Source organism: Paenibacillus sp. R-74696 (assembly GCF_055814915.1).
This window is the reverse complement of sequence record NZ_JBPULM010000031.1, coordinates 287,424-309,479: the sequence shown is the minus strand read 5'-3', so window position 1 is coordinate 309,479 and position 22,056 is coordinate 287,424. Positions and strand designations below refer to the sequence as shown.

General features: G+C 46.9%; 18 protein-coding genes. 5 read left to right on the top strand and 13 right to left on the bottom strand.

Going from position 1 to position 22,056, the window contains the following annotated elements:
* Positions 1-7 precede the first annotated feature (7 nt).
* Complete coding sequence (gene xylA / locus ACSR9A_RS16325; protein WP_341281374.1) at positions 8-1,321, bottom strand: xylose isomerase; 1,314 nt, start codon at positions 1,319-1,321, stop codon at positions 8-10.
* 313 nt (positions 1,322-1,634) lie between these two features.
* Between xylA and ACSR9A_RS16320 the strand changes: the two genes are divergently transcribed.
* The gene (locus ACSR9A_RS16320) at positions 1,635-2,765 is read left to right on the top strand and encodes an ROK family transcriptional regulator (protein ID WP_473758433.1); all 1,131 of its coding nucleotides are present in this window, start codon (positions 1,635-1,637) and stop codon (positions 2,763-2,765) included.
* Between the two features lie 164 nt (positions 2,766-2,929).
* Here the strand turns inward: ACSR9A_RS16320 and ACSR9A_RS16315 are convergent, their stop codons facing one another.
* From ACSR9A_RS16315 to ACSR9A_RS16305, 3 genes are all read right to left on the bottom strand, one after another.
* Positions 2,930-3,193, bottom strand: coding sequence for an AbrB/MazE/SpoVT family DNA-binding domain-containing protein (locus tag ACSR9A_RS16315; protein WP_473758301.1), 264 nt, complete (start codon positions 3,191-3,193; stop codon positions 2,930-2,932).
* 255 nt (positions 3,194-3,448) lie between these two features.
* Positions 3,449-4,093: a hypothetical protein gene (locus ACSR9A_RS16310; RefSeq protein ID WP_473758300.1), complete on the bottom strand. Its 645-nt coding sequence runs from the start codon at positions 4,091-4,093 to the stop codon at positions 3,449-3,451.
* A 286-nt stretch (positions 4,094-4,379) separates the two neighbouring features.
* Positions 4,380-5,648: a hypothetical protein gene (locus ACSR9A_RS16305; RefSeq protein ID WP_473758299.1), complete on the bottom strand. Its 1,269-nt coding sequence runs from the start codon at positions 5,646-5,648 to the stop codon at positions 4,380-4,382.
* 976 nt (positions 5,649-6,624) lie between these two features.
* Between ACSR9A_RS16305 and ACSR9A_RS16300 the strand changes: the two genes are divergently transcribed.
* Positions 6,625-10,326, top strand: coding sequence for an S-layer homology domain-containing protein (locus tag ACSR9A_RS16300; RefSeq protein WP_473758298.1), 3,702 nt, complete (start codon positions 6,625-6,627; stop codon positions 10,324-10,326).
* A 272-nt stretch (positions 10,327-10,598) separates the two neighbouring features.
* Positions 10,599-11,234 (top strand): FMN-dependent NADH-azoreductase, encoded by a 636-nt coding sequence (locus ACSR9A_RS16295; RefSeq protein WP_473758297.1) that lies wholly within the window; start codon positions 10,599-10,601, stop codon positions 11,232-11,234.
* A gap of 89 nt (positions 11,235-11,323) precedes the next feature.
* Here ACSR9A_RS16295 and ACSR9A_RS16290 read toward each other — a convergent pair whose 3' ends face one another.
* The 6 genes from ACSR9A_RS16290 to ACSR9A_RS16265 all read right to left on the bottom strand — a co-directional run bounded on the left by ACSR9A_RS16290 (position 11,324) and on the right by ACSR9A_RS16265 (position 17,884).
* Positions 11,324-12,640 carry an LLM class flavin-dependent oxidoreductase gene (locus ACSR9A_RS16290; RefSeq protein ID WP_473758295.1) on the bottom strand — a complete coding sequence of 439 codons (1,317 nt, stop codon included), beginning with the start codon at positions 12,638-12,640 and terminating at the stop codon, positions 11,324-11,326.
* Positions 12,609-13,802 carry an MFS transporter gene (locus ACSR9A_RS16285; RefSeq protein ID WP_473758294.1) on the bottom strand — a complete coding sequence of 398 codons (1,194 nt, stop codon included), beginning with the start codon at positions 13,800-13,802 and terminating at the stop codon, positions 12,609-12,611. The genes ACSR9A_RS16290 and ACSR9A_RS16285 overlap by 32 nt, the downstream gene beginning before the upstream one ends.
* A 295-nt stretch (positions 13,803-14,097) precedes the next feature.
* Positions 14,098-14,514 (bottom strand): GIY-YIG nuclease family protein, encoded by a 417-nt coding sequence (locus ACSR9A_RS16280; protein WP_473758293.1) that lies wholly within the window; start codon positions 14,512-14,514, stop codon positions 14,098-14,100.
* A 58-nt stretch (positions 14,515-14,572) separates the two neighbouring features.
* Positions 14,573-15,355, bottom strand: a complete 783-nt coding sequence (locus tag ACSR9A_RS16275) for a DUF2087 domain-containing protein (RefSeq protein WP_473758432.1) — start codon at positions 15,353-15,355, stop codon at positions 14,573-14,575.
* A gap of 177 nt (positions 15,356-15,532) precedes the next feature.
* The gene (locus tag ACSR9A_RS16270; RefSeq protein ID WP_473758292.1) at positions 15,533-16,768 is read right to left on the bottom strand and encodes an MFS transporter; all 1,236 of its coding nucleotides are present in this window, start codon (positions 16,766-16,768) and stop codon (positions 15,533-15,535) included.
* 33 nt (positions 16,769-16,801) lie between these two features.
* On the bottom strand, positions 16,802-17,884 hold the full coding sequence (locus tag ACSR9A_RS16265; protein WP_473758290.1) for a lactonase family protein: 1,083 nt from the start codon (positions 17,882-17,884) through the stop codon (positions 16,802-16,804).
* A 187-nt stretch (positions 17,885-18,071) separates the two neighbouring features.
* Here ACSR9A_RS16265 and ACSR9A_RS16260 point away from each other — a divergent pair, with 187 nt between their 5' ends.
* Together ACSR9A_RS16260 and ACSR9A_RS16255 are read left to right on the top strand one after the other, a co-directional pair.
* Positions 18,072-18,410: a LytTR family transcriptional regulator DNA-binding domain-containing protein gene (locus ACSR9A_RS16260; RefSeq protein WP_046228950.1), complete on the top strand. Its 339-nt coding sequence runs from the start codon at positions 18,072-18,074 to the stop codon at positions 18,408-18,410.
* A gap of 187 nt (positions 18,411-18,597) precedes the next feature.
* Positions 18,598-19,605 carry an aldose 1-epimerase gene (locus tag ACSR9A_RS16255; RefSeq protein WP_473758288.1) on the top strand — a complete coding sequence of 336 codons (1,008 nt, stop codon included), beginning with the start codon at positions 18,598-18,600 and terminating at the stop codon, positions 19,603-19,605.
* 289 nt (positions 19,606-19,894) lie between these two features.
* Here ACSR9A_RS16255 and ACSR9A_RS16250 read toward each other — a convergent pair whose 3' ends face one another.
* The 3 genes from ACSR9A_RS16250 to ACSR9A_RS16240 all read right to left on the bottom strand — a co-directional run bounded on the left by ACSR9A_RS16250 (position 19,895) and on the right by ACSR9A_RS16240 (position 22,051).
* On the bottom strand, positions 19,895-20,353 hold the full coding sequence (locus tag ACSR9A_RS16250; protein ID WP_473758286.1) for a RidA family protein: 459 nt from the start codon (positions 20,351-20,353) through the stop codon (positions 19,895-19,897).
* 32 nt (positions 20,354-20,385) lie between these two features.
* A complete protein-coding gene (locus tag ACSR9A_RS16245; RefSeq protein ID WP_473758431.1) occupies positions 20,386-21,147 on the bottom strand; it encodes an SDR family NAD(P)-dependent oxidoreductase in 762 nt (253 codons plus the stop codon).
* Positions 21,148-21,316: 169 nt separating this feature from the next.
* Positions 21,317-22,051, bottom strand: a complete 735-nt coding sequence (locus tag ACSR9A_RS16240) for an ABC transporter permease (RefSeq protein ID WP_473758430.1) — start codon at positions 22,049-22,051, stop codon at positions 21,317-21,319.
* Positions 22,052-22,056: the final 5 nt, after the last annotated feature.

Below are 22,056 nucleotides of genomic sequence, written 5' to 3'. Positions count from 1 at the left end.
TCCCGACTTAAACGCTGAAAATAACTTCGCTCAGTTGCAGTCTAATACGCTCTTGACGACCGGACTCTAGACGGATCGGATTGTTTTGCAGCGCGTATTGCTCAAGCGAAGCCAAAGTTGCTTTACCGGAAACGATGTCAGCGCCGATGCCTTCTTTGAACGTACGGTAACGGTTGTCTACGATGCCATCAAGAATTTTTTCTTCCGTCAGCTTCGCAGCAGCTTTCAGACCCCATGCAAAGCTGTCCATACCCGCAATGTGACCGAGGAACAGGTCATCTGCTTCGAATGATGCACGACGAACCTTAGCATCAAAGTTAACGCCGCCACGGCCGATGCCGCCAGCTTTCAGCACTTCAAACATAGTCAATGTAGTGGAATAAAGGTCAGTCGGGAATTCATCCGTATCCCAGCCCAGCAGCAGATCGCCTTGGTTCGCATCAAGGGAACCAAGCATGCCGTTGATAGCCGCCGTGCGAATCTCGTGCTCGAACGTGTGACCAGCAAGCGTTGCATGGTTCGCTTCAAGGTTCAGCTTGAAATCGTTGTGCAGGTTGTATTTGCGCAGGAACGAAATCGTTGTCGCTGCATCAAAGTCATATTGGTGCTTCGTTGGCTCTTTCGGTTTTGGCTCGATCAGGAATTGCGCGTCGAAGCCGATTTCTTTCGCATAAGCAAGCGCCATTTCGTACAGGCGTGCCAGGTTATCCAGCTCGAGGCCCATATCGGTGTTCAGCAAGGTCTCGTAGCCTTCGCGGCCGCCCCAGAAAACATAGTTTTCAGCGCCAAGCTCTTTGCCGACTTCAAGGCCTTTTTTCAGCTGTGCGCCAGCATAGGCATAAACGTCAGCGTTGCAAGTTGTGCCAGCGCCATGAACGAAGCGCGGGTGCGAGAACATGTTAACTGTGTTCCAAAGCAATTTTTTGCCGGAAGTTTTCATGTTTTCTTTCAATAGGCCTACGATTACATCAAGGTTTTTGTTCGTTTCTTGCAGCGTAGCGCCTTCTGGAGCGATGTCCACATCATGGAAGCAGTAGAACGGAATGTTCAGCTTATCCATGAATTCAAAGTTAGCTTCTACGCGTGCTTTCGCACGGTCAAGGCCGTCTAGCTTATCCCACTCGCGGAACATTGTTGCCGAACCGAAAGGATCTGTGCCGTTAGCGTTAAATGTGTGCCAGTAAGCAACAGCGAAGCGCAGGTGCTCTTCCATCGTTTTGCCAAGAATGACTTGCTCCGGGTTATAGTGTTTGAATGCAAACGGATTGTCCGAACCTTTGCCCTCAAATTGAATTTTGCCAATGTTAGAAAAATAGCTCATTTTTATAAAACCTCCTGATAGGGTATGGGATAAATGCTTTGTTGCATATTTCATGATGTAAACGCTCCCCAACAGCATAACATGATCAAACTTAGTTTGTCTATTGACTAAACTAAGTTTTTTTGTGCTAAAATAGTCCTATTAACCATTACTAATGATTCCGCTTGCATTTCAATAGAACACGAGCTTTTTCGCCTGCGGTACGGTCATACCGTTTACGCCTGTGATACAATACACTACATGGATTTTTAGATGGACGGAGGCAATCTAGTTGAAACTGAAGACGACCGGCGACTTGGCGCTTATCAAAAAAATGAATACCGCGATTGTGCTGGAGGCCGTTATTAAGCATGCCCCTCTCTCTCGCGCTCAAATATCTGAACGAACCGGACTTAATAAAGCGACTGTTTCCAGCCTTGTGCAGGATCTGATCGACAATCATCTCGTTTTTGAAAATGGCCCCGGCGAATCGAGCGGCGGACGCAAACCCGTCATGCTGCTGTTTAATGGACAAGCCGGGCATGCCATCGGCATTGACCTTGGCGTCAACTATATGCGCGGCGTGTTAACCGATCTGCAAGGGACTGTCATTAGCGAGCGGCAGCTTACCTTCAAAAAGCGAGAGCAGGATTTTGCCCTGAACCAGCTCATCGCCTTTATTGAGGAGCTGGCGTCGCAAGCTCCGAGCAGCCATTATGGCCTAATCGGCATCGGCGTTGGAGCGCCAGGCATCGTCGATGACAAAGGCGCGATCCTGTTTGCGCCGAACCTTGAATGGCAGCAGGTTGAGCTTCAGCAAATGCTGGAAGCGCGCTTCCAGCTGCCTGTGACCATCGATAATGAAGCCAATGCTGGCGCGCAGGGCGAGCAGAAATACGGCGCGGGGCGCGGCATCGCTAACCAAATATACGTCAGTGTCGGCATTGGTATAGGGACGGGCATTATTTTAAACAAAGAGCTGTACAAAGGGGCTTCCGGCTTTTCCGGCGAGCTGGGGCATCTGTCGATTGAATATGGCGGCAAGCCGTGCCGCTGCGGCAATCAGGGATGCTGGGAGCTTTATGCTTCGGAGAATGCGCTGCTGGAGCAAGCAGAGCCGCTTGGCTTTGAGACGCTGGAGGAGCTGCTTGCTGCCGCAGAGGCAGGAAACCGCGAGGTGCAGGCCTTATTTTATGCGATTGGCGAATATTTGGGTGTAGGCATTTCCAACATTGTGAATGTGTTTAATCCAAACGTCGTGATCATCGGCAACCGCATGAGCCGCGCACAAGCTTGGCTGGAGGATGCGATTCACGCCTCCATCGCCCGTCGCACACTCAGCTATCACCGGGAGAAGCTGCAAATTTTGTTCGCCGAATTGCAGGATCAGTCCGCCGTTCGCGGCGCCGCTTATTATGCGATTAGCGCTTTTTTTGCGAAGGTTAAGAGCGGGCAGCCGGTTTGATAGTATTAGATAAGGGATATCCCCCAGCTCGCCTTAATCCATCAACACCATGAAAAACCCGACTGCATTTGGTCGGGTTTTTGCTATGTTTTTCAGTTAGCGCAGTGTTTTTCTATTTGTATTGAGAGTTCTTGAAAAGGATATTAAATAACGAATCCCCCATTCTAGCGATCCTTAAGTCCTTTTAAAGTATCGTCGTATTGGTCCATGACTTGTGAGAGAGTTTCTAAGAAGTCGGGGCCAATTCCAACAGGTAGTTCGATTTTATTTACTTTGCGTAAAATGATTTCTCCATCTGTTTCTTTTACATCAACATGCACGGTGTCTCCAAGTTCAAGGCCGACTTGCTTTAAAGCTTCTGTCATCGTGATACCCAGGCTATAGCCAAACTTTGTAACTTTACGTTCCATCTCAATCACCTTACCCATATGATTCATTCCTTATTATACTATTCTATCGTTATAACAATGTGTACAAGCGGTTTAAAGAATAATAAAGCTTGTTTAGCAGTAGCATAGCGGCCCTCAATTAACATCAAATCTGTGGCTACACCCTTAGAAGCAAGCGTGGCATGATCTTCAGACAGGGTTTCGCTCCCCTCGGAAAAATGATCCCTTGTACATATAAAACCACAACAGTTAATGTGGACAGGGGTTAGTTTTCCTTGACACAAAATTTAATTACTATTGCACAGTAACGATTCCTTTTTCATTAACCCAATAGACTTTGAATTGCATATAATCTTTTAGCCAGTTGATACGTGGAAGTAAATTGGCGTACGTGACGAAACCTTCTGGGAGAGCAATACCGAGTTTTACTTGCGGATTTTCTCCGTGATATAAGACGAGGTCAAATAAAGCTCCAGAAAACCAGTGGCGTGCTTGGACATTTGAACTTTTTTCGGGGTATCCCTTAACGCTTATCCACAATTCTTTTCCATCAGGAGAAAGGACAATTATATCTTTTCCAGCTGAGCGGGACGCAGTGTCAGCGACACTTCGGATTTGGTATTTATTTTGGGCAAGATAACTCACTACATGGCTCTGCACATTTCCCTCCCAAAACCACGGTTTGACGGCAGAGTCAATTTCTATCTCAGGTTTGGTTTTTTCCCCAAGGTACCTGTTATTTTGAAGTCGGTTTATTGTTTTTACTTTATGGCAATGCTCGCATTTACTATGATTTCTGATAATATATAATTCATCAAATAGAGAACGGCAAATTGAATAGACAGTTTGTCTTGGTGTAACATTTGATGCGACGGACAAGCAGTCATCACATAGCTCTAGGTTGGATAAAGCTGCAATTACTCGTTTTTTGTTTGTCACTTTGCTACCTCCTGTTTTAAACGATACTAATATTATATCTTAACCTGGAAGTAGCAATAGAGTTTTGATCAACTAACTTCGCCAAACAACCTGACCATCACGCGGCGGCGAATTGTGGTTTTGCACAGCCAATGTAGATATATCGTAGCCATCATAATTTATTAAGTTGGATTTTGATAATTTTTGTAGACATGTTGTCTACAGATACTAACTGGTCCTAAAAGTGAGGACAGGGGGCCACCGACCAAATCGATGGTTATGTCTTTACAAGGAGCAGTAATGAAGCTTATTTAGAAATTGTCTCAATAAGTTTATTGCATTCTTCATCAATAAGTTGATCTATCACTTTCCTATTTTTATTTAATGTTGTTGCTCTTTTTGATTTACTCTCCATTGAAAAGTAGGATTCATAATCTATCTTGCAATTCTCTGCTTCATAATAATCTTGTGTATTAATCGATGGAACTGGAATGAAATCTCGATTTCCATCAATAAAGCAAGCTTTGACATTAAAGAGTTGTAGGATTTCTTTTAGACCTGCATCATGAGAAAGTATGAAGGGAAGAAAGAACTTGCCTTCCCCACTAAATCTTATGAAAAATTCCATTACACGTGGTGCGACAAAATCCCAAGCAATATTTTTTATTGTTTCCAGAATCTTCGAAGTGTCTCCGTTTTTTTGGATTTTCCTAAAGATTCTAATCTTGCTTTGTTCTTTAAAGTATCTATGAGCAACAATAGATTCTCTTTCAAAGTAAGTTCCGACTATTTCGTTCATAAACTCAAACAAATCAACCATCTTTTTTTGGACGCTCTTATTACTAGAGAAATGTATATTTAGCATTCCAATTAAAAATAAGGTCGTTTGCTTCTGCATGAATTCGAAAATTTGTAAGTATTCTATCCCCCCCTCGCTACAAAACAGTGTAGTAATAAGGTCAGTTGCATTTTGTGTTGCTTTACTTTTTGAGATTTTATAGTTTATCTTCCCTGTGTTTTTGAAGAGAATATTATCTATACTATTGAACAACTGAAGGCTTATTATATTTTGGTAAATATCGTTGTGTTCTTGTCTGAAATTATTAATATCAAATGGTGAAGTTAAATCCATACTTTTCGAGTTTTCGATCAGATAGAAGTTAAAATCGTACTGTAAATTCTCTCGTAGTAATACTGCAATTGATGCAAACACTTCGTTATTCAAATTATTTGTATTATTATTTACAAACTGGTGGATATAGCTTGCATAGTTTGTGTCGAACATAATAGAGTAATCGATAAGAAAGTTAACATCATTGCGCGAGGATAACATATTCTCTAATATTTCATTATTAATAAAATAAAGTTGAGGTGATTGGAAATACGGGAGAAAATCATTATCATCTGAATAAAGAGACTTCACTATATTTGGAGGTAGAACACTTTTCTCGTAGTCATTAATTGAAATAATGGCTTTAGCATTATTTACTTTGTTTCCCATCCTGCTCCATGATAATAATATATCGGTTGGATTATTCGCTGTAGATAAATCATATAGTAAGTTTCCGATTTGCATTTTTTCACACCTATTCGTATTGGATATAAGAAGGATATGCTGTTAATGATGAGATATTTGTTCAAAAATGTAAAGTGCTTCTTGTTCTAAGTAGTTGGTGGGTCGGATGGTTGATAAAAAACTGACACTATCGCTTAAGAAGTGCCCGATAACAGTATATGAGTCATAAAAAGACGGGCAGATTGATAGTTCGCAATATTTAGATAGTATAGCGCTTTCAAGAATATCGAACGCGGGCTGGCGAACGCCTACTGTTAGCCAAGAACAAGGCTGCCCACCGCGAGGTGGAATCTGAAGGATGCTTAAGACAAATGCACGAGACAAGGTACAATAAGTGAATAAAGCTTTGAAGGAAACTAGCAGATTAAAGAAGTCATAGTAACTTGGGATTAATCAGACACCTCATTTACCTTCAGTTGATGTGATTGGTATAATATACCTGTAGTTAATGATGCTCTGAGAGCGAGGTGAATCGAATGAATAATAATAAGGAAGAGGAATTGGAGTTTTGTCCAGGATGCGGCGAGTATAAAGGCCGTGGAGAATTTAGAGGTGGCCTATGTAACGGTTGTGAAGATAAAAACGATTAGTACAACGTTTACACTATCTTGATTTCCCTTTTGTTTTCAGGCTGCCGTTCCGAAAATTCTAAGTAACTTCCGGAGGCGAATTGTGGTTTTACACATCCACGGTTCGCCTTCATTATGTAAATCCACAACCGCTTCGGTTGTGGATTTTTTGCATGTCAAGCAGCCCCTTCCCCATTGCTAGGCTCGATCCCAATTTCCATTGAAATAGATAACGTCCATCAAGAAAAACCTGACCTAAACATATTCAGGTTCTACTTATCAAAAGAATTATTATTTTTTCAAATTAAATTAATATAATTTCTTAATAGTAAATGAGTTTTAAATTTACATAGCGCTGTTATATTACTCGTTGGATAACCATTTTATTTAGGGGAGTAGGAAAAGTAATGAAAATCAGAGCATTTCGCAAGGCAATAGTAACCTTATCATTGGTAACGTTGCTAGTAGGGGGATTGAATCCAGGCTTTGGGCAAAATAATCATGTCTATGCAGCGGAACCGGTCACGCCCTCCGTCATAGTTGAGGATTTTGAAGATGGCATCTCAGATGTGAAATTTAATCCTAAACGGATGTATGAGGCTACGCTGCACCTGGAGGATAACAAGAAGCACGTAAGAAATGGACAATATTCGGCTAGAATTGATTACGATATGATTGGGATAGTGGATAACCCTTCTCAAATCGAAGTAGGTTATAAAACAGGGAGCATCCCCGTAACAGGTTACCCTACTAAAGTAGGCATGTGGGTTTATGGGAACAATGAAGGACATTTGCTAACGACAAAATTTAGAGATCAAGGCGGCTCCTCTTTCCAAGCAGAGTTTTATGACGCAAGTCAAACGGGCATCAACTGGTCTGGTTGGAAATATATTGAGGCCGCTGTTCCACAGGGCAAATCAGGTCCGATAGTCCTTGAATTGTTTTTCCAATTGAAACAATCGAATATGAGCAAAAAAAATAAAGGCTCGATTTGGGTAGATGATATTACCTTTATCTATGAGGATCAGGATGAGGATAAAGACGTACCTAGCATTAAACCTCTATCCCCCGTCGAGAATGAGGTATTAAACGCTCCGCTTGATGAAATAAAGGTTGAGCTAACCGATATCGGAGCAGGTCTAGATTTAGATACGTTATCGGTTCTTTTGGATGGAACGGATATTACACAAGGAGCAAACTTTTCTTCTGACACTGGTTTATTAACCTATCCAGGAGCATATGTGGATGGCGGTTATCATGAGCTTGTTATTGACGTGTTGGATATGGTCGGCAACCCAGCAAGCAAAACATATGCTTTCACGATAAATGCAGGTGAACGTTTGTTCATGACTGCTGCTGAAGAAGCCGTCAGTAATGAAATCTACCCTGTTCAAGTTAGCCTCAAAGACTACTTGAATGCAGACTCGGTAAAATTCGCATTAAATTATGATGCAAACACTCTTCAAGTTGAAAGCATTACTCAGGCGACTGGAGTTGCCCTGGACTCAAATATCGACAATGATCAAGGAATTGTTCAGGTAGCACTTGATAACGTAACAGCCGCAACCCATGATGTCGTTACGGTTAACTTTAGAGTGAGCTCTCATGCTGTGTTAAAGCGTGGTGAAAATTACAAAACCATAACCATGAGTACTCCTAATCTTACAGCGGGCGGAGCTCAGACTAGCTCACCGCTAGCTTCCCCTATCCACTATACAATCGCATTTCCATATCAGCTGGAAATGACGGGAGTGAGTGTGGGCACATCGTCTACTTTTACCGTATTAGACCGTGAAGGTACACCGTATGAAGGTGCAGATATTGTTTTCACTGGCTTATTAAAGCAAAGCTCAGTCGTTACGGTTGAATCTGTAACGTCTAATGTTTATGGCGATGATGATATGTCTTCTGACGTGATAGTGGTTGCACAAGCTGGAGAACGCTTCTATGCTTCAGCTGAAGCTGAAGATGGTTTATTCGAGGTTATTCTCCCAGATGGCCAAACAACAGGCTATATCTCTGAAGCTGATGTTAGCAGTCAATTATTGAGTGGCAGCCTCGGCCAAACAGATGCTAAAGGTCAATTCACGACAGATTTAACTACGTTGGCACTTGGAACCTATCAGGTTCAAGCTGTCATCGGTGATCAGAACAGTAAGGTTGTCCATTATGAAGTTGTGGAGCAGTACGGGACGGATGAACCGCAATATGTTCAGACCTATGTGACAGAGGATATGTCCTCACAAATGAGCGCTGCGTGGCAAACAAATCCGGAGCAAGCCTTTACTTCTATTCAATACATCGAAGCTAGTGAATGGGGAACTGAAGAAAATCCCGATTTCAACCATGTAAAGCAACAGCAAGCGGAAAGCGAGCTTCAGGTGCTAAGTATGAAGGAGAATGGATCGAAGGGTGAGATTCGCTTTCATAATGTCCTGATTGAAGGGTTGAAAGCAAATACTGCTTACAAATATCGTGTAGGCCATGAGAGCAATTGGTCGCAGTGGCATGAATATTCTACTATAGACCAGAACAAGTCCACCCCGACCTCATTCTTGTTTATTACGGATTCGCATACGAATCAATCACAAGGAATACAAGCTTATCAAGCACTAATGAATAGCGCTTTGACACAAAATCCATCCACGCAGTTTATTATGCATGGGGGAGATATGGTTGATGTAGGCGGTGCATTTGAAGAATGGCAGAAGTTCTGGCAAGCTTCCTCGGTCTATGCAGCAACACTTCCAACAGCTCTAACCTTGGGTAATCATGATGTGAAGAGCGAAGGGAAGGAAGTATTTACTAAAGGCGCGAATTTCCCAAAGAACGGACCCGCATCCCAACTGCAATATGCTTATTCTTATGAGGTCGATGATACTCATTTCGTCGTATTGAACTCAGAAGGCACAGAGGAACAAATGATTGAACAAGCAGCCTGGTTGAAAGAAGACTTGGATCAAAATGATAAAAAATGGACGGTCGCTATGTTCCACCGTCCTGCCTACCATACGGAAAATGGTCGCGAATCCCTTGTGGAGTATACCCAAACGTATTTTGCCCCTATTTTGGAAGAAAAGAAAGTTGACTTAGTTCTAGTGGGACACGATCATGTGTATGCTCGCACCTATCCAATGCAGGAGGGCAAGCCGAATAAAACCACAAATGAAGGTACTGTATACCTTGATGGCGGTGCTTCGGGCTGGAAATTCTATGATGGCACCCAGTATAATTATTTGAATTTTATCTTTGATGAAGACATTCCCGTTTATTCCGCTATTGAAATTACCGATGATAAGATTCATGTGGAAGCACGTACGAGTGCAGGTAATATCGTAGATGAGTTTTCCGTTGTGAAACCAACGAACAATGAGCCGTCGACACCTACACCAACGCCGACTACAACACCGACGCCGACGTCGACATCTACATCGACACCAGTAACAACACCAGCGCCAGCACCGACGTCGACACCTGTACCAACGCCAGCACAGACACCAACGCCTTCGACGCTGCTCTTTAACGACAAGGTAGATGTAGACGTAGTTAAGGCTATCGTAGAAAAAGGGCAATCTGCTCCTACCGTAAGCTTTACGGACGTTCCAGCAGCTTCATGGAGTGCAACAGTAGTCGAGCGTGCCGCTAAGATGGGTATTGTAACAGGCTACAGTGATGGCTCTTATCATCCCAATGAAAAGGTAACTCGCGCGGAGTTCGCCACAATGCTTGCGAAAGCTTTTGGTCTTGGGAATGCTAGCGGCTCTTCCTTCACAGATACACAAGGGCATTGGGCCTCTGAAGCGATCGCAGCCTTACAAGGTAAAGGGATAATCACGGGTTACAGTGATGGTTCTTTCCATCCTAATCAAGAAATCTCTCGTGCTGAGATCGTTGCCATGCTTGCCCGATTGACCAATTATACTCCTAATTCATCCAATCCATTCTCGGATGCAACTACCAATTGGGCCTCTGAACCTATAAGTGCTTTCGCAGCCGCGGGTATCGTAAGTGGCAAAGGCAACGGATTGTTCAAACCGAATGAACCTGCTTCCCGTGCGGAGTCCGTTGCAATGATCATTCGCTTGTTGGATAAATTGCTCGCAAAGTAAGTACAAAATGATTACTTTCAATTAGCGGAATCCAAAACCATAGTCGTAACGTGGCTGTGGTTTTGGATTTTCTGCTGTCAATTATAAGCTTTCCTTCAAGCTGAATTTGTATAAATAAATAACTCCTCACAGGGGAAGACTGACTTGAGTCCATAAACGTTCCCAATCTAAAAAATACTCTAACATTAAAATTAACAAATTACTTATTGAAATTAACTAAAAAAAAGTTATAATGGAGAAGTACCATTTAAACACGAAGGGAAGTTATAATTATGTCTACTGTATTGTACATTACTGCACACCCGCATGATCACTCCACATCTTTCAGCCTTGCTGTAGGTGAAGAATTCGTTAACGCTTATCGTGAAGCTAATCCTTCTGATGAAATCGTTCGTCTTGACCTGTTCAATCTTGATATTCCTGCTATCGATGCTGACGTATTCAGCGGCTGGGGCAAGCTTCAATCCGGCACTGCATTCGACCAGCTTTCTGCTGCTGAGCAAGCTAAAGTAGCACGCCTTGGCGAAATCGTAGAACAGTTCGTTGCAGCTGATAAATATGTATTCGTTTCTCCAATGTGGAACTTCTCGTTCCCTCCAGTTCTGAAAGCATACATTGATGCGGTTTCCGTTGCTGGCAAAACGTTCAAATACACTGCTGAAGGTCCTGTGGGCCTGCTTACTGATAAAAAAGGCTTGCACATCCAAGCTAGCGGCGGCGTTTATTCCGAAGGCCCTGCAGCTGCAATGGAAAGCGGCTTTAGCTACCTGAAAAAAATCTCGCTGTTCTACGGAATCCCTTCCTTCGAGCCGCTGTTTGTTGAAGGTATGGCTGTATCGCAAGATCAAGGTCAAGCGATTAAAGCACAAGCGATCGTTAAAGCGAAAGAAATTGCAGCTAGCTTCTAATATTTCACTGCGATTTTTTCACTGCTTTAACAACAAAAACGACCGAGATCCGATCTCGGCCGTTTTTTTGTCGTTGGTTGATGCTAGAATCAATGCTTTACCGCATACCGATTACTCGGCACTTCAAGCCCTAAATTGCCGCGCAGCGTGTCGCTTTCGTATTCGGTACGAAATAGCCCGCGCTGCTGCAAAATCGGAACAACCAGCTCTACGAAATCTGCCAAGCCTCCTGGGACGACCGTTCGAACGTTGAAGCCATCTGCCGCCTCCCCTTCAAACCATTGCTGAATCTGATCTGCAATGGTTTCCGGCGTGCCGATAAACGATGTGCGGGGTGTTGATGCACGAAGTGCGACTTGGCGCAGTGTGAGTCCTTGCTCTCTCGCCTCCTGCTTGATTTTGTCCGTTGTGCTGCGGAAGCTGTTGCTGCCGATATCGCCAATGTCTGGGAATGCTTCATCCAGTGGAAACGGGGAAAAGTCATAATGATCAAAGTAACGCCCCAAATAAAGCAGCGCTTGTTCCATTTCCACGAGTTCAGCTATTTCCTGATACTTCTGCTCTGCCTCCGCTTCGGTTCTGCCGACAATTGGCCCGATCCCTGGAAAAATCAGCAGCTCGCCAGACTCCCGTCCCAATGCTGCCGCTCTTCCTTTCACATCCTGATAAAAAGCCCTCGCTTCCTCGAACGTTTCATGTGCCGAATAGATCGCATCAGCCGACCTCGCTGCTAAATCCTTGCCCGCTTCCGAGGAGCCAGCCTGGAAAATAACCGGATAGCCCTGACGGGAACGCGCCACATTAAGCGGCCCCTGTACCGAGAAAAAAGTGCCTTTATGATGCAGCGTATGCAGCTTCTCCTTATCAAAAAACACGCCAGCTGTTTTGTCGCCGACAAACGCATCGTCTTCCCATGAATCCCACAAGCCTTTGACTACTTCCAAATGCTCTTCGGCCATTTCGTAGCGCAGCGCATGATTCGGATGCTCACCTTTGCCAAAATTCAAAGCCGAGCCTTCAAGCGGCGAAGTGACGACATTCCAGCCCGCTCTGCCGCTGCTCAATTGGTCAATGGAGGCGAACTGTCTAGCGACCGTAAACGGCTCGCTGTAGGAGGTCGATAACGTCGCAACAAGGCCGATATGCGAGGTAGCTCCCGCCAGCGCCGACAACAGCGTCAATGGCTCAAACCGGTTTAAAAAATGCGGATTGGACTTCTCGTTAATGAACAAGCCGTCCGCAATAAACAGCAGATCAAATTTGCCTTGCTCGGCTATTTGCGCCTGCTTTTTGTAAAAATCCAAGCTTACGCTCGCATTTATAGGCACATCCGGATGGCGCCAAAAAGAAATGCTGTTGCCCACCCCATTTAAATTAGCCCCTAGCTTCAATTGTCGTTTTGTCATGACTTGCCTCCCTTATTCCCCATGCTGCTCCCAGCAAAGTAATACCTGTTAATAAAAATACAAATGGGATACCGGCCCACCCGCCAATAAAGCCGCCAAGCAGCGGGCCGACTACAATACCAAATTGACTGGCGGTTTGGCTCAAGCTAACCGCTCTCCCCCGAAAATCCTTATCCGCATATTGGATAACGAGCGCATTCAGCGCTGGATACACTGCGGCGAAAAATAAACCATAGCCAAAGCGCAAAATCCCAAAGCCGACCAGATGCTGCATGGTCAACTGAAGCAAATTGCCAATGCCGCCACCAATCAGCCCAATAAGCAGCACCCTGCCATAACCGATCCGTCCGCCAAGCCTCCCCCAATAAGGGCCCATAATGACGGTTGCAACCCCTATCGCCGAAAATACAATACCCGAGCTAAGCTTAGCGTTGCTTATGCTGCCGCCAATTTGCACAACATAGAGCGTAACCAGCGGCTCCAAAATCATGACCGAGGTGGACACCAGCAAAATCAGCCCATAAATGCGAATTAACTTGGAATTCCGGGCTGCCTGCTTCAAATCCTGAAGCACACTCGGCCGTGCCTCGGTGCGGCGCTCACGTACTTCTTTTACACCTAAAACGACGGACGCTGAAATCAGCGTAATGATGCCTGACGCAATGAAGCATTCACGCAGTCCAATCCACTGGCTCAGCACGCCTCCGACAAGCGGACCTATAATGCCGCCAGCAGCGGTCGATGTGGAGATGACGCCGAGTGCGTACCCGACATGCTTTTCCGGTGTGTTCGTCCCGACCAAAGCGAGCGAGGCGGGCGTAAAACCGGCCATCAGCCCTTGAAAAATCCTCACAATGATAAACGTATAAGGATCATAGACAAAATAGTTCGCCACATGCGCGGCCCCAAGGCCAACGCCTGAACGCACAAGCATCAGCTTGCTGCCATATTTATCAGCAAGCGAGCCCCAGAAGGGCGCACATAAACCGCTAATCAGAAAGCTAATCGCAATGGAAACGCCGGACCAAGCCTCCAGTCCCTTGTCGACACCGAGATCATGCTGCAAAAACAATGGAAAAAATGGCACCGATAGCGTATATGCCATATGATTGAAAAAAAGCCCAAACCATAAAATATAAAGATTACGCTTCCAGTGAAGCACTGTGCTGCTCCTCCATTCGTTCCCGCCCTTCACCTCTCGTTCGAATCCCGATAAAACTTATTAATTTAATTGGTTTTATGATTAACAACACTCTATCACTTCCCTTCTCTTACCGTCAATTTACTTGCTAATAGAAATTGTCTATGGACCGATACAGTTTATCGATTGGGCAAGCTAAATAGCGACAAGCATACAAAACAGGACCATCCGGTCCCTTAGGGCGAATGATCCTGCTCCTTCTTTTTATGCCGCCTCATAAGCTAAAATCATGCTCGTTCTCCCAATCTGATGCAGCCTATTCCGGCTCGTTATAACAATCGACGCCTTCGGCCAGCAGCTTCTCCAGCCACTTCTGTTCCAACCCCTCGGCCGCTTTTTTATATTTGCGCATTTGCTCGGCCGACGTGCCTCCCTGCTCCGCTGGGTTTACATCCTTATAATCGAACAGCACCTTCTCTTCGAGCTTCATTTTTTCCAAAATATCAAATTCGAACTGCGCCGCTCCCTGCTCATTCCAGTCCATTTGCAGCTCATCATTTTTGTGCGTGCCAAAGTCCAGCTCAAACCGCACCCGGTTCAGCGCCCCATCCATATTGGAGGTCGAGCCAATAAACCTGCGTCCGCTTGCCGTATTCGTAATTTGATAGACGCCCATTACCCGTTCCTGCTCCATATACTGTGCCGTCAGCTGCTTGCGCTCTTCTTTATTCATCGTTATTCCTCCTCAAATTCGTCTATTCACTTTCAGCTAGCAAGCTGCCCTTGCCAAGTCAGCCTTTAACCCAATATTCGCTGCAATCATCCGTACGGTCAAGAAAGCCATATTCAATTAAATAGCGGCGCAGCGTCACATAGTCTGCTTCCCAGTAACGTTTAAGCAGGTCATTTACTTCCTTCTCCGTGTACTTGCGCGAAGCTTCAAAGTCTGCTGAAATATGGCGCAAAATCGCCACCTTGCGCTTCTCCTTACGTGGGAACGAAGCAAGCGGACCATTCGGCCCCTGCGGAAAATATTGCTGCATAATCGACTCGTATTCATCCTCTGTAATCGCATACCGTTCATCAACCTGCGTCGCTGTGCGGTGAATCGGCATAAAATGCGGTGTATCTGCGGACACTCCGCTCTCCATCAGTTCAATGACGGCCAGCAGCAGCTTCGCCTGCTTCGCTTTCTCCTTCAGCACAAACCGATGGTTGCGAATGGTCGAGGCGCTGCCACCTCCCGAGCTTCTGACGATTTCCGCATCGGACATGCCCGAGGCAAACTGACGGATGAGCTGCTTTTGCAAATCGGTCAGACCGCTCGCCTTCTTATCCAGACCGAGCAAATAATCGAGCATCGAGCCATGGCTATGCTGAACATGATAGGCCGCATATTTGCGGGCATCATACCATTTATCGTTATCAGGAACACGGAATACTTCTCCATCCTCGAAGGCTGCTCCACATACGAGACAGCTGTATCGACCCTCGTCTTGAACGAACACAAAGCCTTTCTTCAAGTCGGCAAGCTCCGCTGACCAGAACAAATCATTTTGCGACAAAACAAACACCACCTATTCCAAACACTATATTTTATAGACATAATATCATTTCGTTTGGTTATTTACAATATCCACTTTAAAAAATCAAATTATAAAAGGCAGGGAAAGCTCTCCCTGTGCTTATAGAAGCAAAAAATCTCCAAAACCGCGCCTATCCACGGTTTTGGAGACTTCTTCAAGCAAAGCTTAATCCCGCCGATCCTTCGGCAGCAAGATACCGAACAAGCCGAGCAGCGGCAGCACGCTGGAGGCGTACATTACTTGCGAAATGCTGTAGTGGTCGGCTGCTGTGCCGAGCACTATGGCTCCCAAGCCGCCCATGCCGAAGGCGAGTCCGGTAATAAGCCCCGATGCCATGCCGACCTTACCTGGCATTAGCTCCTGCGCGTAGACGACACTGACCGAGAAGCTCGACTGGAGAATAAGGCCGAGCAGTGTAATGACCGGATACACCCAGAAAATCGGCAAATGCGGCAAAATGACGGTCAGCGGCGCAGCCCCCGCAATCGAGAACAGCAGCATCCGCTTGCGCCCGAAGCGGTCGGATAGCGTGCCGCCGAAAAAAGTGCCAGCGACACCTGCCGCCATGAACAAAAAGAGCGGCACCTGTGCAGCACCAATCGACAGCCCATAATCCCGCTGCAAATAAAATTGATAAAAGCTTGTGATCCCCGCTGCATACCAGGAACGGGCAAACACCATGACGAGCAGCAGTCCCAGCGCAATAGCTACCGCTTTCGTGCTAAGTGCATCCGCATTTGCTGCGGCTGTACCACTCTGCTTCGCCTTGCGATCCGCAAGCCCTTTCGCCGCAAGCTCCGCTGCGTACCAAGGCACGATGCGCAGCAGCAGCATAATGCCTGCCAGCGCCAGCAGCGTCCCCCATACAGCACCGCGCTGCCCAAGCGGGACGAATATAAAAATCGTCATGAGCGGCGCTAGCGCTTGTCCAAAATTGCCGCCGACCTGATAGATCGACTGCGCCAATCCGCGCCTGCCACCCGCAGCAAAATAAACAACCCGCGAGCCTTCGGGATGAAATACCGCTGACCCAAAGCCGACGAATACAACCGCGAGCAGCAGTGTCCAGAAGTTTGGCGCATACGCAAGTCCCGCCATCCCTGCCATGCTGCAGCACATGCCGGCAATGAGCATCCATGGCGCAGGCTTTTTATCCGATAAAATGCCAATAACCGGCTGCAATACGGAGGAGGTCATATACAAAGTAAACGTAATCCAGCCGATCTGGCCGAACGTTAGACCGAGCGATTGTTCAAAAATCGGAAAAAGGGCGGCGACGACCGACTGCATCGAATCATTCAGCAGATGGACGCCGCTTATAGCAAATAATATGCCAAATAACGCTTTATTTTTCGAATCAACTGTTTTAGTAGGATTGCTTAATGGATGTGCCTTGGACATGCCGCGCGCCTTCTCTCACTGTTTCTGCTGTGCTTAACCGATCCAGACGAACACAGGGCTTGAAATTTGTAACAGCTCGCCTTCAGATGTCAGCAAGCCGCTGCCTGCATCAACCCGATAGCTCAAAAGATGATTCGTCTTCTGGTTCGCCACAAGCAGCCTGCTGCCATCAGGAGCAAGTGTAAAATTGCGGGGGCCTTCCCCGCCGCAGGAAATATGCTGCACAAGCGTTAGGCTGCCGTCAGCCGCATTCACTGCAAATACCGCAAGGCTGTTATGGCCGCGATTGGAGCTGTACAAAAACTTGCCCGACGGTGCCAGCGCAATATGCGCCGCATCGTTGTACGCGTTAAACCCTTCAGGCAGCGCGCTAATGGTCTGCACCAGCTCCAAGGAGCCTGCATCCTCCGCATTCTTTTTCAGCACCGAAACCGTCGAATCCAGCTCATTCATCACATAGACGATGGGAAGCTGCTCATGCAGCGCCAAATGCCGCGGTCCTGCTCCTGCATGCAGCTGGTAGGAGGACACGTGCTGAAGCGGCTCCGCACCCTCTGGATTTTGGCGGTAAATAAGGATGGAATCCGTGCCGAGATCCGTTATGTAAACATAAGGCGAAGGCCCGCCGAGTGGCAAAATCGCATGGGCATGCGGCGCATCCTGACGGCTCGCATTTGGCCCAAGCTCTCCCTTGCTGCCGACAACTGCCGCCGCCGGCTTCAAGGACCCATCCTCTGCAAGCGGCAGTATCGCTGCATTCCCGCCTGTATAATTAGCTACGAATACGGACTTTCCATCCGAGCTGACATAGCATGGATGCTCGCCATGGGTAGACTGGCGGTTTAGCTCCCTCAGCTTGCCGGTTGCTGGGTCAATCGCATAAGCAGCAACCTCGCCGCCCCGCACACCATTTGCTTCCGCCGTTTCACTGACCGCATACAGCCGGTCCCTTGCTTCATTCACGTTCAGAAATGACGCGTTTTCGATACCCGTTACCTGCTGAATGACAGTTAGCGAACCGTTTTCGCTATCCTGCTTCGCCACGTAAATACACGGCTCCGCTGCACTGCCGTAGCAGCCGATATAGACGATTCCTGCGAGCTTGTTTGCTTTCAATCGTATTCATCCTCTCATACTCTCATTATGTAAGCGTAATTTTTATATTATAGTGACCATAGCACAATGAAATTAAGCATGACAACCGTTTTTGAAAAAACGCTTTCCAATGTCTTCTGCCCATGATATAATGTAAGCGCTAACAATTTTCCGTTTTCATTCTCATTTCTTGAAGGGGGCTTATGGAATGATGAATACTGTATTGAACGGTGAACGCAATATTTACGAGGATTTTGAAATTGAGTCGGACGTCCTTTTTTTCAAGGTCGGCATGCCCGAGCTCGTCAGCTTCCACGGCAGAAACTACAATATAAAGAAAAGAATGACCGGGGACCAAATTCGCAAGCTGATTGACGACAGCCATTTTTATCAAGTCAGCTCCAATTGCTACATTAACATTCGCAAAGTGAAGGCGATCACGGATGGCATTGCTTATTTCGGCACCGATGCATCCGACTCCAAGAACATCCCTATCCCTAGACGAAAGCAAACTGTCATCAAGCAGCTCGTAGGGCAAGCGCAATAATCGGTTAACAAGCACATACCGCACACAACTTCCCTACGTCCATATGCTCAAACATTCGTCGTCCATTCACACACAACCGCCGTATACCGTAATTCACGGAATACGGCGGTTGTGTGTTTACATTGATCCTGTTATTCTAATCTGGAGCATGAATCGCCAAATATTCGCCAAATTTAAGGAGGCTATTATGAGCAAGCAAGGACAAGCGCTTGAGCAAGCATTTCATGGAGAACCAGCCGTTTGGTTAAAATGGGGAGCCTACGAGGCAGCGGTTCTGCCCGCAGTAGGTGCTAACCTGATTGCGTTCCGCGATATAGAGAAGGGCTATCATTTTCTGCATGAGCCAGCTGAGAGCGAGATGGCAGCATTTAAAGCAAGTCCTGGTACTCACGGCATTCCCGTGCTGTTCCCTCCGAACCGTTATCAGGATGGCACATTTACTATGAACGGCAAGACGTATACGTTCCCAATTAATGAGCCAAAAACAGGAAACCATTTGCATGGCTTCGTACATACGGCTGCATGGGAAGTGCTGGACTACGGCACATTGAAAACCGAAAGCTACGTGCTGCTTCAAATCGCAGTGGATGAGCAGCATCCGATTTATACGTATTTGCCGCATCGTTTTGCGATTACGCTGCGCTATTCATTGAATGACCAAGGACTATTCCAGCATATTTCCGTACATAACCGCGGGAATGACGCAATGCCATGCCTGATCGGCTTCCATACGGCGATCAATGCGCCTTTTGCCCCGCAAAGCACTTCGGGCGACTACAGCTTCACGCTGACAGCGGGCAAACGCTGGGAACTAGATGAGCGCATGCTGCCTACAGGTCAATTTCAGCCGCTTAGCAGCGATGAAGAGAAGCTGAAAACGACGGGCGCTTCTCCTTATTTTGAGCCACTGGACAATCACTATACGGTGGAGACGCGCAATGGCCGCAATCAGATGGAGCTGACGGATGCGCGCGAGCAAGTGACTTTGGTCTATGATGCGGGAACAGCCTATAAACAGTGGATGGTGTGGAACAGCAACGCCTCCGGACAGTTTTTCTGCCCTGAGCCGCAGCTTAACCTCGTTAATGCACCGAATGTCGATCTGCCAGCAGACGAAATCGGCCTGGTCAGCCTGGAGCCAAACGGCATCTGGGAAGAGACGAGCCGCCTGTATGTGAAGCCGGCTGCCAAGTAACTGCAGCATACGCAAGCGTAAACGGCTTTGCCGTCCTCTGGCGGTAAAGCTTTCGTTTCGCGATGAAATAGAGAGAAAGGATAACGAAATCATATGCTTTCCTATATTTCAAGCGTAAACGGCTTTGCCGTCCTCTGGCGGCGCGGCGCGTTTCAGTCCGAGAAATAGAGAGAAAGGATGGAAACATCATATTCTTTCCTCTATTTTAAAGAAAGCCGAAGCCCCGCATACGAGCGGGCGCTCCGGCTTTCTTTCATTTAGAGAAATGAGGGATTTACATGTCGTCCCTCTACTCCTCTACTTCAAAAATCGAATCCACAATGATTGGGAGATTGTTTCTTACCGATACAGCACCGAGGACGGAGCGGGCATGGCTTCCTTTTTCCCCGAACACATCCATCAATAAGTCTGAGCAGCCATTCAGCACCTTGTGATGCTCTTCGAATTCAGCTGTCGCATTAACGAAGCCTTGAATTTTCACGACCCGCTTTACTTTATCAAGGGAGCCCAGTGCATCCTGCAGCACGGCCAGCACCTCAAGCCCCGCCTGCCGGGCAAATTCATAACCTTCCTCAGTCGTGAAGTCTTTGCCCAGCTTGCCCTTCGGACCTCCAGATGGCCCCTTGCCTGAAACAAACAGCAGTCCATTCACATTTACACAGTTTGCGTATTTTGCCGCAGGCTCACTCGCCTTAGGCAGCACAATACCAAGCGCAACAAGTTGTTTACTAATCGTAGATTCGGACAAGAGAACACCTCCTATCAATTTATGCAGCTACTTTAAATCGCTGGCATAACGTTTCCGCCATTGACCGGCACATACGCACCCGTAATGAAGCTGGACAGCTCGGACGCCAGAAATGCGACTGTGTTGGCAATTTCCTGATCGCTTCCCCGCCGCTTCAGCGGTACATTTTTCTCATAGCCTTCATTGCGCTCGCTGCCTGCAGCACGGTCCCGTTCGCTGATCGTCCAGCCCGGCGCCACTTGGTTGACCGTAATGCCGCTCTCGCCAACCTCTTTGGCAAGCACGCGGTACACGCCGTCCATTCCTCTTTTGCCTGCTACGTAGGCCGATTGGCCGGGTGCATTTTGCATCGCACATTCCGTGTTGATGCCGATAAAACGACCGCCGCCACGTTCCACCATTGCGGGAACGAATGCTTTTGCCAAATAGACGCTCTGCATGACGCAGGATTCGAACTGGCTTTCATAATCCTCCACCGGCTGCTTCAGCACGCTTTCCCACTGGTACTGTATAACGGCATTCGCCACGACAATATCCACATGCCCAAGGCCTGCCGCCGCTTCCGCTTGAAGCCGGTCTACATCGCCTTGCTTCGTAATATCTGCCTGAACCGTAATCGCGCGTCTGCCCAAAGCTTCTACCGCCTGCTTCAGCTCAAGCGCCTTGTCCTCATTGCTCCGATAATGAATGACGACATCCGCCCCGCAGTCTGCGAGCGTTCTAACCATCACGCGTCCCAAATCTCCAGTCGCTCCGGTTACGAGCGCGATCTTTCCAGTCAAGTCGAGTTGCAGCATTAACGTTCAGCTCCTTCGTTTATTCATCATTCGTCGTTTATCATTGGTAACGCTTCCCTCCTAGGCTACCATATCCTTGTACCATGCGTATATTCAAAATTTCAATATTGTGCTTATTTTGACGAATGATGCCTAATGCTGTTCACCTGTCCGATGATGATAGGCGTTATGCCGAAACGTCGGCCGTTCGCAGCCGGTAAATGGCAGCGGCGCTGAATACAGCCGTATAGAGCAAATTCACAACAACGACCGTTAGCTGCTGCTGGGGAGCCAAATGCTCCGGGCTCAGCACGCCCATGCCAATCGTCAACAGCGAATGTGGAAAAAACAGCCCCGCCTTCGCTACATACATGCCCAGCCCCAGAAAGGTTGCCCCTAGCCCGATTCCTACAGGGACGGCAAAGCTGCGTATCCGCAAGGAAAGCAGCAATTGAAAGCTGCAAATCGTAACAGCAGCCAGCCAGCCCCGCACGAGCCAGCCCAGTAATTCTCCTGGCAATTCGGAGAGGCTTAATCCAACCATTGTTCCCCCTATCATATAGAGCAGGACAAACACCAATTGCACAAAGCCCGTCAGTATACTAGCTGTATAGAGCTTGGCCCAAAAAATGCTGGCAACCGGAATCGGAGCTGTCATCATCATATTCCAGTTTTTACCTGTATGCTCCAATCTGCAAAGATAGGCACAGCAAATAGCGATCAGCGTGGGAAAGAAAAACTCGCCATAAAACAGTCCGACTTGCGACCATAAGCTATACCAGCCATTTTGCAATACACCCTGATTCATATAAAAATTACCGCAGCCCATCAGGACGCTGACAATCGGCAGCGCAAGCAATACGATCCATAGATGCGAATGGCGCAGCTTCAGCCATTCAGCGGGAACTACCCTTTTCAGCATAAGCA

Bases quoted from the DNA above. Each gene is read 5' to 3' on its own strand.
- ACSR9A_RS16295 (WP_473758297.1), top strand. From the start codon at position 10,599: ATGTCTACTGTATTGTACATTACTGCACACCCGCATGATCACTCCACA.
- xylA (WP_341281374.1), bottom strand. From the start codon at position 1,321: ATGAGCTATTTTTCTAACATTGGCAAAATTCAATTTGAGGGCAAAGGT.
- ACSR9A_RS16270 (WP_473758292.1), bottom strand. From the start codon at position 16,768: ATGTCCAAGGCACATCCATTAAGCAATCCTACTAAAACAGTTGATTCG.
- ACSR9A_RS16320 (WP_473758433.1), top strand. From the start codon at position 1,635: ATGAATACCGCGATTGTGCTGGAGGCCGTTATTAAGCATGCCCCTCTC.
- ACSR9A_RS16315 (WP_473758301.1), bottom strand. From the start codon at position 3,193: ATGGGTAAGGTGATTGAGATGGAACGTAAAGTTACAAAGTTTGGCTAT.
- ACSR9A_RS16280 (WP_473758293.1), bottom strand. From the start codon at position 14,514: ATGAATAAAGAAGAGCGCAAGCAGCTGACGGCACAGTATATGGAGCAG.
- ACSR9A_RS16255 (WP_473758288.1), top strand. From the start codon at position 18,598: ATGAGCAAGCAAGGACAAGCGCTTGAGCAAGCATTTCATGGAGAACCA.
- ACSR9A_RS16300 (WP_473758298.1), top strand. From the start codon at position 6,625: ATGAAAATCAGAGCATTTCGCAAGGCAATAGTAACCTTATCATTGGTA.
- ACSR9A_RS16260 (WP_046228950.1), top strand. From the start codon at position 18,072: ATGATGAATACTGTATTGAACGGTGAACGCAATATTTACGAGGATTTT.
- ACSR9A_RS16305 (WP_473758299.1), bottom strand. From the start codon at position 5,648: ATGCAAATCGGAAACTTACTATATGATTTATCTACAGCGAATAATCCA.
- ACSR9A_RS16290 (WP_473758295.1), bottom strand. From the start codon at position 12,640: ATGACAAAACGACAATTGAAGCTAGGGGCTAATTTAAATGGGGTGGGC.
- ACSR9A_RS16240 (WP_473758430.1), bottom strand. From the start codon at position 22,051: ATGCTGAAAAGGGTAGTTCCCGCTGAATGGCTGAAGCTGCGCCATTCG.